Raw genomic sequence first — 15,076 nt, forward strand, 5'->3', positions numbered from 1 at the left:
GCCATTGAGCGCCGAGCAGCAGTTCATGGTCGAAGGGCGGTATTTGCCGCAGTATCTCGAGCTGAAGGCGCAGGCGGCTGCAGGCCGTCCGGCGGCGGGAGGCTTTCTGGCGCAGTTTGCTGCCTTCCTTGGCGACGAGGCGACGGCGATCGGCGGCGATGAAAGGGATCGGCCGGCCGACGCCGAGTTGCCAGACATGTCGGACGCCGAGAGCCGCGATGCCCTGTCCGCCATCGTTGAAGCCGCGACAGATAGGCAGATCGTCATACTCAACGAGGCCCACAACATATCTGGCCATCGCGGTTTCGCAACGCGCGTCATGCGGGCTTTGAGGCCGCTGGGTTTCGACACCTTCGCCACCGAAACCTTCCTCCAGCCACAGCAGGAGGCGGCGCCCAGCATACGCAGATACAGGCTGGGAGATCCGTTGCATTCCGGTTTCGGCTACTACATCGCCGATCCGGTCTATGCGGAGGCCGTAAGGGAGGCGGCGGCGCTCGGTTACACGTTCGCGGACTACGAATGGCGGTGGGACCAAAGGCCGCCGGCGACGGCGTCAGGTGATGAGCAGATAGCAGCGCGAGAAGCGGCGCAGGTCGACAATCTCGTCGAGGCGGTGCTGAAGGGCCGACCGGATGCGCGGATCTTCGTCTTATGCGGCTACAGTCATGCCATGGAGCTTGAAGGGCGCGGCGGCCTGTGGTTCGCCGCCCGGCTGAAGGCGCTGACCGGCATCGATCCCCTGACCATCGAGCAGTCGTGGAACTGGCCTGCAACGCGGCCGCAAGCGGACGCGCCGCATGTCGCCGCTGTCTTGAAGCGCTTCCAGCCAACCGCGCCTATCGTTGTGTCGCGCAACGGGATCGCCTTCGCCAACAGCGATTTCGAAGGTCGAGTGGACCTGAGCGTCTTTCATCCGAGACTGGATCGCGTGGCTGGACGGCCGGGCTGGCTGGCGGCTGACCCCCTGCGGAAGGCGGTCGAAGTCTCGATCCCGGCTTTTGAAGGTCCGGCCTTATTGCAAGCGCTGCATATGCAGGAAGGCATGGTTATCCCGGCAGATCACTTTCTGCTGGAGGCGGGCCAGGCGCGGGGGGCCATGATGCTCAGGCCCGGCGCCTATGTTCTGCGGTTGGAAACGAAGCGAGGCATCGAACCGGCGTTCGGGGAAATCGTCGTTTGATCCCGCCAGCGACCTAATGACTGCCTGACCCAAAACGGGTTGGCGCCGATGTGCGGGCGGGGTTAGGTCTCGAGTTCGGGATTTGTGGGGACTTCAGACGATGATGATGCGTGGACGTGGGGTTGGGCTGGTTCTGGCGGCGGTGCTGCTGAGCGGCGTGGCGGGTGGGGCGTTAGCCCAGAACGCGGGGGCCCAGAACGCGGCGCCGGCTGCGGGGCCGATGGTCTATCAGCAGCCGCCGGCGCCGATCGCGGACATCCTGGACGCCAAGCCGACGCCGTCGTCGATGCTGAGCCCGGATCGGCGGACGCTGGTGCTGATGGATCGGTCCAACCTGCCCAGCATCAAGGCCCTTGCCGAGCCGATGCTGCGGCTGGCGGGGACGCGGATCAATCCGAGGAATAATGGCGCGGCCGAAAGCCGGGTGGCGTGGCTGACGGGTCTGAGCCTGCAGGCGGTGGATGGCGGGCAACCTCGCGTCGTGGCCCTGCCCGACGGCGCGCGGTTCACGGCGCCGCGGTTCTCGCCGGACGCCAAGTCGTTGGCCTTCGTGCTGGACCGGCCGACGGGGCTGGAGCTGTGGGTGGTGGACGTGGCCTCGGCGCGGGCGCGCAAGCTGATCGATCCGGTGGTCAATATGACGGGCGGAACGGGCTATGAATGGCTGCCCGACAGTTCGGGTCTGCTGGTCGAGGCGGTCCCGGCGGGACGCGGTCCGGCGCCGGACGTGACGGCGGCGCCCACGGGGCCCAATATCGAGGAGACGGCCGGGCGGGTCGCGCCGGTGCGGACCTATCAGGACCTGTTGTCGAACCCCGGCGACGAGGCCCTGTTCGACCATTATTTCACCAGCCAGCTGACGCTGGTTCCGCTGAACGGCCGTGCACGGACGATCGGGGCGCCGGCGGTCTATCTGGATGCGTCGGTGTCTCCGGACGGCAAATACATCCTGCATGAGATCGCCAAGCGGCCCTATTCCTATGCGGTGCCGGACGACCTGTTCCCAACCGAGATTGTGGTGACGGATCTGAACGGTCGCGTGGTGCGCACGGTCGCCGACCTGCCGCTGAGGGACGATGTGCCGACCGCCTTCGACGCCGTGGCGCCGGGGCCGCGCGCGGTCGGCTGGCGGGCCGATGCGCCGGCGACCCTGACCTGGGTCGAGGCGCTGGACGGCGGCGACATCCGCAAGCAAGCCGAGTTCCGGGACCGGGTCTTCATGCAGGCCGCGCCGTTCACGAGCGAGCCCGTCAAACTGATCGACCTGAAGGAACGGTATGGCGGCGTCGTCTGGGGCCGGGACGACCTGGCCATCGTCAACAGCCGCTGGTTCAACACCCGGCATGAGACGCGCTTCGTGGTGGATCCGTCCAACCCCGGCGAGGGCCGGGTGTTGCTGGAGCGGAACTATCAGGCGCGCTACGACAATCCGGGCCAGCCGGTGACCCAGCCGAATGCGCAGGGCCGTTCGGTGATCCGCTTCGATCCGCAGGGGCGCATCCTGATGTCAGGCGCCGGGGCGACGCCGCAGGGCGAGTTCCCGTTCCTGGCCGCCATGGACCCGGCGACGGGACGCAGCGAACGGCTGTGGACCTCGGCCAATACGGATTACGAGGCGGTGGTCGGCTTCCTGGATGCGGACGGCAAGCGGGTGGTGACGCAGCGCGAGACGCGGCTTGATCCGCCCAATCTGCAGATCCGAGACCTGACGACGGGACAGACGACGCGGCTGACCAACTTCCCCGATCCGGCGCCGCAGTTGGCCGAGGCCACGCGGCAACTGGTGACCTATGAGCGGGCCGACGAGGTCAAGCTGTCGGGGACGCTGTATCTGCCGGCCGGTTACGACAAGGACCGCGACGGGCCGCTGCCGATGCTGATGTGGGCCTATCCGGCCGAGTTCACCGATGCGGCGGTGGCGGGCCAAACGGTGGACGTGCAGAACCGGTTCGTACGGCCCGGCGGGTCCAGCCATCTGTTCCTGCTGACCCAGGGCTATGCGATCTTCGACAACCCCTCCATGCCCATCATCGGCAAGGACGGGGCCGAGCCGAACGACACCTATGTCGAGCAGCTGGTCGCCGATGCGAAGGCCGCGGTCGACGCCGTTGTCGGCATGGGCGTGGCGGACCGCGACCGGATCGCGGTCGGGGGGCACAGCTACGGCGCCTTCATGACGGCGAACCTGCTGGCGCACAGCGATCTGTTCCGCACCGGGATCGCGCGGTCGGGCGCCTATAACCGCACCCTGACGCCGTTCGGCTTCCAGTCCGAGCAGCGCAACTATTGGGAGGCGACCGAGGTCTATACTGAGATGTCGCCTTTCACCTATGCGAACAAGCTGAACGAGCCGATCCTGCTGATCCACGGCGAGGCGGACGACAACTCGGGCACCTTCCCGGTGCAGTCCGAGCGCTTCTATGCGGCGCTGAAGGGGCTGGGGGCGACGGCGCGCTACGTCACCCTGCCGCTGGAGGCGCATGGATACCGCGCGCGGGAATCGGTGGGCCACACCCTGTGGGAGATGACCCGCTGGCTGGACCAGTATGTGAAGAACGCCCCGCCGAAGCCGGCGGCGAACTGAGCAATCAGGGCTTGGACGCCGCGGCCTCCGCCGCGGCGTTGACGGCCGCCAGACGGGCGTCCTGCTCCGACTGGGTCGGGACGCCGAAGACGGTGCGCAGGCTGTCGGGGATCAGGGCGCGGTCGTAGGGTTCGAGGGTGGCGGGGGCGTCGCGGGTCTTGCGGGTCTGGGTGCCGTAGATCTGCGGCTTTTCGGTCATCTGCAGATAGCGATCCAGCGTCGCGGCGGCGATCCAGGCGCCTTCGGGCGAGCCCTTGGCGACGGCGGCGACGGCCAGGCTATGGGCCAGCAGATAATCCTCGGGCGTGGAGCCGTGCTGGAAGACGAAGGCGGCGGCGCGGTAGTCCTCGCCGGTGCTAAGCGCGCCGGCGTCCAGCAGGGCGCGGGTCTGGACCCGGCGCGCGGCGTCTTCGGCGAGCATTGCTGTCACGCGGGCACGGTCCTTGAAGAAGTCCGGCGTCAGGTTCTGCCGTACGGCCTGGTCGGCGGCGAAGATGGCCGCCATTTCCGCGTTGTTTTGAGGCGAGGTCTCCTGCGCCAGCGCCGGAACGGCGAAGGCGAGGACGACGGCCGACATCGCGGCGGCGCAGGACAGGCGAGACGGGCGCATGGGAGATCTCCGCTGAAGCTTGAGCGGACATTGGTCTGCGGATTTGCGGCCGAAACCGGGCGGCGGGATTACAGTGTCGTCAGGGTCTGACGATCAGTCGCACGACCTCGCCGGCGTGGAGGCGGTCGAAGCCGGTGTTGATGTCATCCAGGGGAATGACGCCGCTCATCAGGCGATCCACCGGCAGGCGGCCCTGGCGATACAGGGCGACGTAGCGGGGGATGTCGCGGCTGGGGACGCAGGTTCCGATGTAGGAGCCCTTCAGCGTGCGCTCTTCGCCGACCAGGGAGACGACATTGACGGCAAGGGCCGCATCGGGCGGCGGCAGGCCGGCGGTGACGGTGGTTCCGCCACGTTTGGTCATCTTCCACGCCGCCTCCAGCGCCCGGACCGAACCGGCCATTTCGAAGGCGAAATCGGCGCCGCCGTTCGTCAGGGCGCGGACCTGATCGACCGCATCGGGGTCAGCGGCGTTGACGGTTTCGACCGCGCCGAGGGTTCGGGCCAGGGCGAGCTTGTCCTCGGACAGGTCGACGGCGACGACGGGGCTGGCGCCCGAGGCCAGGGCGCCGAGCACGCTGGCCAGGCCCACGCCGCCCAGGCCGATGACGACGACGCTCTGGCCCACCTTGACGCCGGCGGTGTTCACAACGGCGCCGACGCCGGTCAGGACGGCGCAGCCGAACAGGGCCGCCTCCTCGAACGACAGGTCGGGATCGATCTTGACCAGGGAGCGGCGCGAGACGACGGCCCGCTCGGCGAAGGCGGAGCAGCCGAGGTGGTGGTTGACCGGCTCGCCCTCGCGGAAGATGCGGCGGGCGCCGGACAGAAGCTCGCCCCGGCCGTTGGCGGCGGCGCCAGGCTCGCACAGGGCGGGACGGCCGCCGGCGCACGGGTTGCAGTGGCCGCACGACGGCATGAAGACCATGACGACGTGATCGCCGACGACGAGATCGGTGACGCCGTCCCCCAGCGCCTCGACCACGCCCGCCGCCTCGTGGCCCAGGGCCATGGGCAGGGGGCGAGGGCGGTCGCCGTTGATGACCGACAGGTCCGAGTGGCACAGGCCCGCCGCCTTGATCGCGACCAGCACCTCGCCGGGGCCGGGCGGGTCCAGCGTGACGGCCTGGACCGACAGAGGGCGGCTGTCGGCGTAGGGGCGGGCGGCGCCCCTGTCGGACAGGACGGCGGCGCGCGTCGTGAGGATCATGTGGTCAAGCCTTCGTCATCAACAACCTACCGATAGGCGCTTGACCTAACGTCGTCCAAGCTAGAGCGTCGGGATCGAGAGCGACGGTTCGCGTCGCCGAGGGAGACGACGATGCCGAAACGAGACGAGGGCGCGCTGGCGCAACGGGCGACCTACAAGGCCTTTCACATGGTCTCCACCCGCTGGGCCGACAACGACCAGTACGGCCATATCAACAACGCCAAATTCTACGAGTTCGTCGACTCGGCGGTGAACGCCCACCTGCTGATCGCCAATGCGCTGGACGAGTCCATCGGCCTGGTGGTGGATTCGGGCTGTCGCTACACCTCGTCTCTGAAGTTCCCGGACGTGATCGAGGTCGGGATCAAGGTCGATGCGATCGGCACCTCCAGCGTCACCTACGGTTTTGCGGTGTTCAAGCGCAGCGTCGACGTTCCCGCCGCCATCGGCCATTTCGTCCACGTCTACGTCGACGCCGAAACCCGCCGGCCCAAGCCGTTGCCGGCGCGGCTGAGGAGCGTGGTGGAGAACCTACGCGCGGGGTAGGGGCTGTCGCCGTTTTCCGCCGTTCCACGTCCAAATCCTAGATTCCGATGTCTTACGACCCCGCTGATCTTGATGACGCCTTCTATCTGAACGTCTCGGAGACGGATGTGGCGACGACCGGGGACGATCCCCGCGCCAGCCTGGAGCTGGTCGTGTCCATGCGCATCGCCTTCGTGGCCCGGGCGTGGATCACGCGCGCCAATGCGCTGTTTCGCGGTCGAGGCTATACGGCGGCCCAGCGTGCGCACCTGTATGTTCTGGCGTCCAAGCCCAAGGGGCTGACGCAGGCGGAGTTGGCGGCGATCCTGCGGATATCGGAGGCGTCGCTGTCACGCCGTATCAAGCTGTCGATCGAAGAAGGTCTGGTGTCGCGTCATCCGTTTTGCGGCGATGGACGGGCAAACCTGATCCGGCTGGAGCCCAAGGGGCTGGAGGCGCTGAACGCCTCCGATCGCGTCGCACGCGAGGATCGCACCCGACTGCTGGCGGGCGTGACGGACGAGGAACTGGCCATCACCGCCAAGGTCCTGAAGCTGTTGACGGATCGCGTCCCGCAGACGCCCGAACGGTCCGACGCCTGACGACATCGGACCGCCCTGAACGTCAGTCGCCCGCCAGGACCCAGGTGCGTTCGTTGGTGGGGTCGAAGACGAACCTGAACTTGCGCATCATGGGCAGGCCGACATTGGGGGTTCCGCCCTCGATGAAGCGCAGCTTGGGGCTGTCGACCTCGACGCCGCCGACCTTGACCGGGCCGTCGGCCTGGGCCTCGTACACCGGCTGGGTTCCGGCGGCCGAGGTCGCGATGCCGATCTTGCGCGGCTCGCCCTTCAGCTTGATCTGGCTGACCAGAGACAGCGGCAGGAGGAAGGCGCTGTCGTTGCCGGTGTCAAGGGTGGCCTCGACCGAGGCGCCCGGCAGATCGAGGGCGACGACCGGCAGTCGTTCGTCGTCGGAATAGGCGTGTCCGGGGCCCTCGGGACGCTGGGGCGCATCGGGCGCCATGATGCGCAGCTCGCCTTTCGCCAGGTTCATCTCGACCAGTTTCCCGGGGAAGCTGTTGGGACCGAAGATGCCGACTTCGTCCTCGTCCCTGAACTCGAAGACGGTGGCGGGGCCCTCGGTGATCGCATAGCCGCCCAGGGTCACGCCCTTCAGACTGGTCGTATAGCCGGGCACCATCAGACCCGTGCTGCCGTCCCTGGACTGGGACGGTCCCACATTCGGCATGCCGATGTCGTCGGCGTAGGACTTGTAGATCAGATTGCCGTTGGTGCCGGTGTCGAAGACGACGGGCGCAGGATGGCCGCCGTTGATCCGCATCATCAGAAGCGCCCGGCCGTCCGAGACATAGAGCGGAATGCGGGCCACAGCGGCCGCCGGCGCCGGGGCGGTCGACTGAGGGGTCGCTTGAGAGACGGGTTCGGCTTGCGCCGCAGCGAGGCCAGCCGATAGGCTGACCCCGGCTAGACAGGACGCCGCCATGGCGCGTTTGAACAGGGACCGGATCATGTATTCCTCCATGGACGTCGATAGTCCGATTAGGACTATCGAGTTGGATCGGGTCAAATGAACAATCGGCAAGGAAGCCTGACGGAGCTGGAAGGCGCCATCCTGTCGGAAATCCATCATCGCGGAGCCTCGACCGCCTTCAAGGTGCGCAAGGCGTTCCAGGAGTCGATGTCTCTGGAATGGCGGGGCAGCGCGGGCGCTGTCTATCCGGCCATTCGACGATTGACGGATCGTGGCGTGATCGACGCGGCCGAGACGGGCTCGGGCCGGGGCACGGTTCTTCTGTCCCTGACGCCGCAGGGAGTCGCGGTGATGGAAGACTGGATCTGTGACGCCGAGCGCGCCGCCAGTGTCGGTCTGGATCCCTTCCGCTTGCGCTCAGGCATGTGGGACCGCCTGCCGCCTGTCCGAAAGGCTGAGGCCATGGCGGTCCTGAGGCGCACGGTGGAGGCGGAAATCGCCGCCTTGCGTCAGTATGTGGTGTCGCTGGACCCGATCGAGCGTCCCCGCATCGAACTGGCGATCAACCTGCAGCTCAGCCGTCTGGACTGGCTGGACGGGCAACGCGCGTCATAGACCTCGCGCCCGCACCTAGGCGTCGAGAATGACCTGGCCGTCTTCCTTGACGAAGGGCTTGGCGAGATGGTCGGGCAGCAGGTCCAGCACCGTCTCGGACGGGCGGCACAGTTTGACGCCCAGGGGTGAGACGACGATGGGGCGGTTCATCAGGATCGGGTGCGCCGCGATGGCGTCCAGCAGCTGGTCGTCCGACAGGGCGGCGTCGTCCAGACCGAGGTCGGCGTAGGGCGTGCCCTTTTCGCGCAGGATATCGCGCACCGATCCGCCCATCCGTGCGACCAGTTGGGCCACCAGCGCGCGGCTGGGCGGGGTCTTCAGATACTCGATCACATGCGGCTCGATCCCGACGTGGCGGATCAGGGCCAGGGTGTTGCGCGACGTGCCGCAGGCGGGGTTGTGATAGATGACGACGTCCATTGGCCTCAGTCGCAGCAGGGGGCCAGTTCGGCCAGCAAAGGTTGGCAAAGCTCGGCGCGGCCCTGGCAGCAGTCCTTGAGCAGGAACAGCACGACCTCGCCCAGTCGATCCAGATCGGCCCGGTAGATGATCGACCGGCTGCGCCTCTGGGACGCGATCAGTCCGGCGCGCGACAGCACGCCCAGATGCGCCGACATCGTATTGGTCGGGACGGCGAGCCGGTCGGCGATCTCTCCGGCCGGCAGGCCGTCCGGCGCATGGCGGACCAGCAGCCGGAAGGCGTCCAGTCGCGTGGATTGCGCCAGGGCGGCGAGCGCGAGAATGGCGGGTTCGGATTCCATTATTCCAAGATACTGGAAATACGGCGTCATGCAAGCTAGAGGGGGCTCTGCGGTCGTCGGTTGGCCGAGATGGAGCCGCCCATGATCGTCGCCTTTCTGATCTTCGTGGTCACCATCACCCTGGTGATCTGGCAGCCGAAGGGGCTGCAGATCGGCTGGAGCGCGATGGGCGGTGCGGCGGCGGCGCTGTTGCTGGGCGTCGTCACCCTGGCCGACATTCCCGTGGTCTGGGACATCGTCTGGAACGCTACGGCGACCTTCGTCGCGATCATCATCATCAGCCTGTTGCTGGACGAGGCGGGCTTCTTCGAATGGGCGGCGCTGCATGTCGGGCGATGGGGCGGCGGCCAAGGGCGCCGGCTGTTCGTCCTGTTCGTCCTGCTGGGCGCGGCGGTGTCGGCGGTCTTCGCCAACGACGGGGCGGCGCTGATCCTGACGCCCATCGTCATCGCCATGCTGCTGGCGCTCGGCTATGGCCCCAAGGCGACGCTGGCCTTCGTGATGGCGGCGGGCTTCATCGCCGACGCGGCCAGCCTGCCTCTGGTAGTGTCTAACCTGGTCAATATCGTCTCGGCCGACTTCTTCGACATCGGCTTCGACCGCTATACGGCGGTCATGGCGCCGGTGAACCTGGCGAGCATCGCGGCGACGCTGATGGTGCTGTTTGTGGTGTTCGGGCGCGATATTCCCAAGGCCTATGACGTGGAGCGGTTAGCCGCACCGTCCAGCGCGATCAAGGACCGGGCGACCTTCCTGTGGGGCTGGATCATCCTGGCGCTTCTGCTGATCGGCTTCTTCGTTCTTGAGCCGCGAGGGGTCCCGGTGTCCGCCGTCGCCGCGACGGGGGCGGTCGTCCTGTTAGTCATGGCGGGCCGCGGCGCGGTCATCAGCACGACGAAGGTGCTGCGCGAGGCGCCGTGGCAGGTCGTGATCTTCTCTCTGGGGATGTATCTGGTCGTCTATGGGCTGGGCAACGCCGGTCTGACGCGCCAGATCGCGGGCCTGCTGGACGGATTCTCGCAAGGCGGGGTCTGGGGCACGGCCTTCGGAACCGGGTTCCTGACGGCCTTCCTGTCGGCCATCGCCAACAATATGCCCACGGTCCTGATCGGCGCCCTGTCGATCGACGCCTCGGGCGCGACCGGCGCGGCGAGGGAGGCGATGATCTACGCCAATGTCATCGGCAGCGACCTGGGGCCGAAGATGACGCCGATCGGTTCGCTGGCCACATTGCTGTGGCTGCACGTCCTGGCGCGAAAGGGCGTGAAGATCGGGTGGGGCTATTATTTCAAGGTGGGCGTGGTGCTCACCCTGCCGGTCCTGGGCGTCGCCTTGGCGGCCTTGGCCTTACGCCTGAGCGTCTAGCGCCTTAATCGTCCAGACGGCCGATCAGGAACAGGGCGCCGACGGCGGTCAGGGCGCCCAGGGTGAAGGCGGTGACGATGGCGCCGGTGGCGACGGCGGTGGAGACGGTGACCGGGCGGGCTTCGTACCACTCGACAATGTCGGCCTCGTGCAGGTCCTCGTCCATATAGCCTTCGGCTTCATAGATGGTGTCGTCTGCGGTCATGGCTTTACGCTCCGTCTGTCTTGCCCGGATCAATACGCCCAAACGGTACAGGTTCCACCCCTGTCGCCCCCGATCGGCGTATCGTGACAGGATGCCGCTCTTCGTTTAGGAGGCGCGGCTCAGGTTCAGAACGCTCAAAGACGATCCCATGGCCGGCCACTCGAAATTCAAGAACATCATGCACCGCAAGGGGCGCGCCGATGCGCAGCGCTCCAAGCTGTTCTCCAAACTGTCGCGCGACATCACCGTGGCGGCCAAGTCGGGCCTGCCGGATCCGGCGGCGAACCCGCGCCTCCGTCTGGCGGTCAACAACGCCAAGGCCGAAAGCCTGCCCAAGGACGTGATCCAGCGCGCGATCAACAAGGCCGCCGGCGGCGACGTCGATACGATGGAGGAGGTCCGCTACGAGGGCCGGGGTCCGGGCGGCGTGGGCATTATCGTCGAGGCCCTGACCGACAACCGCAATCGGGCGGCGTCCAACATCGGCGCGGCCTTCAAGAAGAACGGCGGCGCCCTGAGCGAGATGAACTCGGTCGCCTTCATGTGGGACAAGGTGGGCAAGATCACCTACGCCGCCGAGGCCGGTTCGGAAGACGCCGTCATGGAGGCCGCCATCGAGGCCGGCGCCCAAGACGTCGAGAGCGACCTGGTCAAGCCCGACATCTATGAGGACGCCCCGGGCCACACGATCTGGACCGCCTTCGAGGACCTGAACGACGTCGCCGAGGCCATGTCCAAGGTGCTGGGCGATCCCAAGTCCACCGCCATCGTCTGGAAGCCGCAATCCGAAGTGCCGGTGACCGGCGAGGCCGTCGGCACCCTGTTCAAGCTGCTGGACGCGCTGGACGCCGAGGACGACGTGTCGGCGGTCTATTCCAACGAGGACATCTCCGACGAGGACGCGGCCAAGTACGCGGGTTGATCCCGAACGACCGCGAGTCGTTCGCACGGAACCGGGTCGTGCGCCGGGCGTAACGAGGCTTCACCGTTACGCCTGGAGCCCCCTATGGACATCACCCAGCTGATCCTCGACGACCATGCCGAACAGCGTCGGCTGTTTGCGATCATCGAACAGATCGACCCCAAAGACACCGATGCGCTGAGCGCCGTCTGGTCGCGGTTGTCGGCGTTCCTGGATGTGCACGCCGAGGCCGAGGAGCGGTTCTTCTATCCCGAGCTGCTGAAGCAGGGCGAGGGCGCCAATGACGCCGAGGACGGCACGGTCGAGGGCGAGACCGAGGACGCCATCGAGGACCACAACAAGCTGCGCGATGCGGTCAAGGCGGTCGAAAAGCACAAGGTCGGCACCAAGGCCTGGTTCGACGCGGTGGGCGAGGCGAACGTCGTCAACTCCAAACACATGGGCGAGGAAGAGCGGCAGGGGCTGACCGACTTCCGCATGAACGCCGACGTCGAGACGCGCCATGAGCTGGCGGTGAAGTTCGCCGCCTTCGAGGCCGAGTACATCACCGGCGTCAAGCCGGTGAACAAGGACCCCGAGACCTATATCGAAAAGCACGGCTGAGGCGGGCGCTGCGACCACGATGTCGCAGCATCGTCCGTCCAAGGAACATCCGCGCTCGGCCCGTCGTTGAGCGCGGATGAATCTGGGTAGTCTGGAAGGCGCCGTCCTGCCGATCCTCGGCGCGGTGATCGCGGGCGGGGTCATCGGCTTCGAGCGCGAATGGCGGGGCCGGGCGGCGGGCCTGAGAACGCACATCCTGGTCAGCCTGGCGTCAGCCCTGCTGATGCTGGCGGCCATGTCGCAGGCCGATTGGGCGTTCCGCGCCCTGCCCGACGAGAACATCGTCACAGACCCGACGCGGATGGCGCACGGCGTGCTGACGGGGATCGGGTTCCTGTGCGCAGGCGTGATCTTCCGCACCGGATTTTCGATCCACGGACTGACCACGGCGGCGTCGCTGTGGATCACTTCGGCGATCGGCATTCTGTTCGGGGCAGGCCTCTATGCGCTGGGGACGGCGGCGACGGTGGTCACGGCCCTGATCCTGATCGGCTTGAGGCTGATCAACGGGCGTTTGCCCGCGCGCACGGTGGTGGACGCCGAAGTGTGCTGGGAACGGCGCGAGGCGTCGCCGGAGCCGGCGATCGAGGCGGCGCTGAAAGCCATCGATGCGGACGCGCGACACGACCGGTTCGAGCTGATCGATGGACAGACCATTCGACGGACCTGGCGATTGAAGGCCGCCGAGGAAAGCCAGCTAAAGCGGCTGGCGGAACAGCTGTGCGCCATACCGGGCGTGGTCGCTTACAGCCTGGACCCGCGCGACGACTGAAACCGTTCATTGCCCGATAACCCTCTTTGCGGCATGAGGGGAACGGATGGCGAACGAACCTGTCAGAATCATCGGCCTGGACCCCGGTCTGCGACGCACCGGCTGGGGCGTTGTGGTGTCGGATGGCGCGCGCCTGAGGTGGGTGGCGCACGGGGTGGTGGCCCCGCCCGAGACCGCGCCGTTCAGCGAGCGGCTGCTGCATCTGTTCGAGGCGCTAGGAACGATCTGCGCCGACCACGGCTGCGAGGAGGCGGCGGTGGAAGAGGTGTTCGTCAATGTGAACCCGTCCTCCACGCTGAAGCTGGGCCATGCGCGGGCGGCGGTGATGCTGGCGCCGGCCAAGGCGGGCCTGACGGTGGCGGAATATTCGCCGAACCTGATCAAGAAGGCGGTGGTGGGCGCGGGCCATGCGGACAAGAGCCAGATCGCCTTCATGGTCAAACGGCTGCTGCCGACCGCAGGCGACGTGAAGGCGGATGCGGCCGACGCCCTGGCCGTCGCGATCACCCATGCGCAACTCAGGAAGCGGTCCTTGCTGGAAGCGATGCACCGGGGGGCGGCGTGATCGGGCGGTTGAGAGGCGTGCTGGCCGAGGTCGGCGAGGCGGAATGCCTGATCGACTGCGCCGGCGTGGGCTATGTCGTGTCGTGCGGGGCGCGGACGCTGGGGCGGCTGCCGGCGCCGGGCGACGAGGCGACGGTGCATGTCCATTCGCAGTGGAGCGAGGATGCGGGGCCGCGCCTGTATGGATTTTTGACGCGCGACGAGCGGCGGGCCTTCACGACCCTGCTGGCCATTCAGGGCGTGGGGCCCAAGGCGGCGCTGGCGGTGCTGGACGTCCTGCCGCCCGGCGAACTGGCGTCGGCGGTGGCGCGCGAGGACAAGGCGGCGGTGGCGCGGGCCAACGGCGTGGGGCCGAAGCTGGCGCTGCGGATCGTGACCGAGCTGAAGGGCAAGCCCTTGGGCGACGTCAGTTTTGCGCCTGTCGCACCCGGCATGCACATCGAGATCGCACCGCCCGTTCCGTCCATCACCGGCGAGGCCGTGTCGGCCCTGCTTGGACTGGGCGTCGCCGAGGTCAATGCGCGCCGGGCCGTGGATCAGGCGTTGATCCGTTTGGGCGAAGAGGCGGAGCTGTCGGCGGTGATCCGCGCGGCGCTGCAGGAGTTGGGCCGATGAGAGCCGCATCGACATGACCCGCGTCATCTCCCCCGAGGCCGAGACCGGCGAATCCTTTGACCGCGCGCTGCGGCCGCAGACGTTGTCGGAGTTCGTCGGCCAGTCGCAGGCCAAGGGCAATCTGAAGGTCTTCATCGATGCGGCGCGCGGGCGGGCCGAGGCGCTGGACCATGTGCTGCTGTTCGGACCGCCGGGACTGGGCAAGACGACGCTGGCGCAGATCGTGTCGCGCGAACTGGGCGTGGGGTTCCGGGCGACCTCCGGGCCGATCCTGGCCAAGGCGGGCGATCTGGCGGCGATCCTGACCAACCTCGAGCCGCGCGACGTCCTGTTCATCGACGAGATTCACCGCTTAAGCCCCCAGGTCGAGGAGATCCTGTATCCGGCCATGGAGGATCATGTGCTGGATCTGATCATCGGCGAGGGGCCGTCGGCGCGTTCGGTGCGGATCGACCTGGCGCCGTTCACGCTGGTGGGGGCGACGACGCGGGCGGGCCTGTTAGCTACGCCGCTCAGGGACCGGTTCGGCATTCCGCTGCGACTGGAGTTCTACACCCCCGACGAACTGACTGCGGTGGTGCGCGGCACGGCGCGCAAAATGGGCGCGGCCATAGACGAGGCCGGCGCGCGAGAGATCGCGTCGCGGGCGCGCGGCACGCCGCGCATCGCCGGGCGTCTGCTGCGCCGGGTGCGGGATTTCGCCTCGGCCGAAGGGGCCGAGACGATCTCGAAACTGGTGGCGGCGCGGGCGCTGGCGCGGCTGGAGGTGGACGAGGCCGGGCTGGACAGCCTGGACCGGCGCTTCCTGAAGGCGTTGATCGAGAACTATGGCGGCGGGCCGGTCGGGATGGACACCTTGGCGGCCGCCATCGCCGAGGCGCGCGACGCGGTCGAGGACGTGATCGAACCCTATCTGCTGCAACAGGGCTTCATCATGCGCACCCCGCGCGGCCGCATGGCCTGCGCCAAGGCCTATGCGCATCTCGGCCTCAGCGCGCCGGCGCAACCGGCCGCCGGACCCGTGCCGGGCGACCTGTTCGAATAGGCG

The 15,076-nt window shown here is 67.6% G+C and carries 18 protein-coding genes; 12 read left to right on the forward strand and 6 right to left on the reverse strand.

All coding sequences use genetic code 11. The annotated features are described in order from the left end of the window. Window positions 1-4: 4 nt before the first annotated feature. Window positions 5-1,183: a hypothetical protein gene (locus A4249_RS15780; RefSeq protein WP_231868729.1), complete on the forward strand. Its 1,179-nt coding sequence runs from the start codon at window positions 5-7 to the stop codon at window positions 1,181-1,183. A gap of 100 nt (window positions 1,184-1,283) precedes the next feature. Beyond that, window positions 1,284-3,767 carry a S9 family peptidase gene (locus A4249_RS15785; protein ID WP_066554403.1) on the forward strand — a complete coding sequence of 828 codons (2,484 nt, stop codon included), beginning with the start codon at window positions 1,284-1,286 and terminating at the stop codon, window positions 3,765-3,767. 4 nt (window positions 3,768-3,771) lie between these two features. Here the strand turns inward: A4249_RS15785 and A4249_RS15790 are convergent, their stop codons facing one another. Continuing rightward, the gene (locus A4249_RS15790) at window positions 3,772-4,377 is read right to left on the reverse strand and encodes a hypothetical protein (protein WP_066554405.1); all 606 of its coding nucleotides are present in this window, start codon (window positions 4,375-4,377) and stop codon (window positions 3,772-3,774) included. 79 nt (window positions 4,378-4,456) lie between these two features. Further along, window positions 4,457-5,587, reverse strand: coding sequence for a zinc-dependent alcohol dehydrogenase family protein (locus tag A4249_RS15795; RefSeq protein ID WP_066554407.1), 1,131 nt, complete (start codon window positions 5,585-5,587; stop codon window positions 4,457-4,459). A 111-nt stretch (window positions 5,588-5,698) separates the two neighbouring features. Between A4249_RS15795 and A4249_RS15800 the strand changes: the two genes are divergently transcribed. Further along, window positions 5,699-6,133 (forward strand): acyl-CoA thioesterase, encoded by a 435-nt coding sequence (locus A4249_RS15800; protein ID WP_055806518.1) that lies wholly within the window; start codon window positions 5,699-5,701, stop codon window positions 6,131-6,133. Window positions 6,134-6,180: 47 nt separating this feature from the next. Further along, complete coding sequence (locus A4249_RS15805) at window positions 6,181-6,714, forward strand: MarR family winged helix-turn-helix transcriptional regulator (RefSeq protein ID WP_066554408.1); 534 nt, start codon at window positions 6,181-6,183, stop codon at window positions 6,712-6,714. A gap of 22 nt (window positions 6,715-6,736) precedes the next feature. Here A4249_RS15805 and A4249_RS15810 read toward each other — a convergent pair whose 3' ends face one another. Next, window positions 6,737-7,645 (reverse strand): retropepsin-like aspartic protease, encoded by a 909-nt coding sequence (locus A4249_RS15810; protein WP_197458410.1) that lies wholly within the window; start codon window positions 7,643-7,645, stop codon window positions 6,737-6,739. 57 nt (window positions 7,646-7,702) lie between these two features. Between A4249_RS15810 and A4249_RS15815 the strand changes: the two genes are divergently transcribed. Then, entirely contained in the window at window positions 7,703-8,221 is a 519-nt protein-coding gene (locus A4249_RS15815; RefSeq protein WP_066554412.1) for a PadR family transcriptional regulator, read from the forward strand. A gap of 15 nt (window positions 8,222-8,236) precedes the next feature. Here the strand turns inward: A4249_RS15815 and arsC are convergent, their stop codons facing one another. Both arsC and A4249_RS15825 read right to left on the reverse strand, forming a co-directional pair. Beyond that, window positions 8,237-8,641 carry an arsenate reductase (glutaredoxin) gene (arsC, locus tag A4249_RS15820; protein WP_066554415.1) on the reverse strand — a complete coding sequence of 135 codons (405 nt, stop codon included), beginning with the start codon at window positions 8,639-8,641 and terminating at the stop codon, window positions 8,237-8,239. 5 nt (window positions 8,642-8,646) lie between these two features. Then, a complete protein-coding gene (locus A4249_RS15825; protein ID WP_017506449.1) occupies window positions 8,647-8,982 on the reverse strand; it encodes an ArsR/SmtB family transcription factor in 336 nt (111 codons plus the stop codon). A gap of 81 nt (window positions 8,983-9,063) precedes the next feature. Here A4249_RS15825 and A4249_RS15830 point away from each other — a divergent pair, with 81 nt between their 5' ends. Further along, window positions 9,064-10,347 carry an arsenic transporter gene (locus tag A4249_RS15830; RefSeq protein WP_066555370.1) on the forward strand — a complete coding sequence of 428 codons (1,284 nt, stop codon included), beginning with the start codon at window positions 9,064-9,066 and terminating at the stop codon, window positions 10,345-10,347. Window positions 10,348-10,351: 4 nt separating this feature from the next. Here A4249_RS15830 and A4249_RS15835 read toward each other — a convergent pair whose 3' ends face one another. After that, the gene (locus A4249_RS15835; RefSeq protein WP_055753936.1) at window positions 10,352-10,552 is read right to left on the reverse strand and encodes a hypothetical protein; all 201 of its coding nucleotides are present in this window, start codon (window positions 10,550-10,552) and stop codon (window positions 10,352-10,354) included. Between the two features lie 148 nt (window positions 10,553-10,700). Here A4249_RS15835 and A4249_RS15840 point away from each other — a divergent pair, with 148 nt between their 5' ends. The 6 genes from A4249_RS15840 to ruvB all read left to right on the forward strand — a co-directional run bounded on the left by A4249_RS15840 (window position 10,701) and on the right by ruvB (window position 15,073). Next, window positions 10,701-11,474: a YebC/PmpR family DNA-binding transcriptional regulator gene (locus A4249_RS15840; protein WP_055753937.1), complete on the forward strand. Its 774-nt coding sequence runs from the start codon at window positions 10,701-10,703 to the stop codon at window positions 11,472-11,474. 84 nt (window positions 11,475-11,558) lie between these two features. After that, entirely contained in the window at window positions 11,559-12,077 is a 519-nt protein-coding gene (locus A4249_RS15845) for a hemerythrin domain-containing protein (RefSeq protein WP_055753938.1), read from the forward strand. A 76-nt stretch (window positions 12,078-12,153) separates the two neighbouring features. Then, on the forward strand, window positions 12,154-12,849 hold the full coding sequence (locus A4249_RS15850; protein WP_066554417.1) for an MgtC/SapB family protein: 696 nt from the start codon (window positions 12,154-12,156) through the stop codon (window positions 12,847-12,849). A gap of 46 nt (window positions 12,850-12,895) precedes the next feature. Beyond that, complete coding sequence (ruvC, locus tag A4249_RS15855) at window positions 12,896-13,414, forward strand: crossover junction endodeoxyribonuclease RuvC (RefSeq protein WP_055753940.1); 519 nt, start codon at window positions 12,896-12,898, stop codon at window positions 13,412-13,414. Then, window positions 13,411-14,028 (forward strand): Holliday junction branch migration protein RuvA, encoded by a 618-nt coding sequence (gene ruvA / locus A4249_RS15860; protein ID WP_066554420.1) that lies wholly within the window; start codon window positions 13,411-13,413, stop codon window positions 14,026-14,028. The genes ruvC and ruvA overlap by 4 nt, the downstream gene beginning before the upstream one ends. A 13-nt stretch (window positions 14,029-14,041) precedes the next feature. Beyond that, window positions 14,042-15,073, forward strand: a complete 1,032-nt coding sequence (gene ruvB, locus A4249_RS15865) for a Holliday junction branch migration DNA helicase RuvB (protein ID WP_017506438.1) — start codon at window positions 14,042-14,044, stop codon at window positions 15,071-15,073. Window positions 15,074-15,076 lie beyond the last annotated feature (3 nt).

Origin of the sequence: Brevundimonas sp. GW460-12-10-14-LB2, assembly GCF_001636925.1 — a bacterium.
Taxonomy (GTDB): Bacteria; Pseudomonadota; Alphaproteobacteria; order Caulobacterales; family Caulobacteraceae; genus Brevundimonas; species Brevundimonas vesicularis.

Excerpts from the sequence above, each read along its gene's own strand:
- A4249_RS15785 (WP_066554403.1), top strand. The coding sequence starts at position 1,284 with ATGATGATGCGTGGACGTGGGGTTGGGCTGGTTCTGGCGGCGGTGCTG.
- A4249_RS15790 (WP_066554405.1), bottom strand. The coding sequence starts at position 4,377 with ATGCGCCCGTCTCGCCTGTCCTGCGCCGCCGCGATGTCGGCCGTCGTC.
- A4249_RS15795 (WP_066554407.1), bottom strand. The coding sequence starts at position 5,587 with ATGATCCTCACGACGCGCGCCGCCGTCCTGTCCGACAGGGGCGCCGCC.
- A4249_RS15800 (WP_055806518.1), top strand. The coding sequence starts at position 5,699 with ATGCCGAAACGAGACGAGGGCGCGCTGGCGCAACGGGCGACCTACAAG.
- A4249_RS15805 (WP_066554408.1), top strand. The coding sequence starts at position 6,181 with ATGTCTTACGACCCCGCTGATCTTGATGACGCCTTCTATCTGAACGTC.
- A4249_RS15810 (WP_197458410.1), bottom strand. The coding sequence starts at position 7,645 with ATGATCCGGTCCCTGTTCAAACGCGCCATGGCGGCGTCCTGTCTAGCC.
- A4249_RS15815 (WP_066554412.1), top strand. The coding sequence starts at position 7,703 with ATGAACAATCGGCAAGGAAGCCTGACGGAGCTGGAAGGCGCCATCCTG.
- arsC (WP_066554415.1), bottom strand. The coding sequence starts at position 8,641 with ATGGACGTCGTCATCTATCACAACCCCGCCTGCGGCACGTCGCGCAAC.
- A4249_RS15825 (WP_017506449.1), bottom strand. The coding sequence starts at position 8,982 with ATGGAATCCGAACCCGCCATTCTCGCGCTCGCCGCCCTGGCGCAATCC.
- A4249_RS15830 (WP_066555370.1), top strand. The coding sequence starts at position 9,064 with ATGATCGTCGCCTTTCTGATCTTCGTGGTCACCATCACCCTGGTGATC.
- A4249_RS15835 (WP_055753936.1), bottom strand. The coding sequence starts at position 10,552 with ATGACCGCAGACGACACCATCTATGAAGCCGAAGGCTATATGGACGAG.
- A4249_RS15840 (WP_055753937.1), top strand. The coding sequence starts at position 10,701 with ATGGCCGGCCACTCGAAATTCAAGAACATCATGCACCGCAAGGGGCGC.
- A4249_RS15845 (WP_055753938.1), top strand. The coding sequence starts at position 11,559 with ATGGACATCACCCAGCTGATCCTCGACGACCATGCCGAACAGCGTCGG.
- A4249_RS15850 (WP_066554417.1), top strand. The coding sequence starts at position 12,154 with ATGAATCTGGGTAGTCTGGAAGGCGCCGTCCTGCCGATCCTCGGCGCG.
- ruvC (WP_055753940.1), top strand. The coding sequence starts at position 12,896 with ATGGCGAACGAACCTGTCAGAATCATCGGCCTGGACCCCGGTCTGCGA.
- ruvB (WP_017506438.1), top strand. The coding sequence starts at position 14,042 with ATGACCCGCGTCATCTCCCCCGAGGCCGAGACCGGCGAATCCTTTGAC.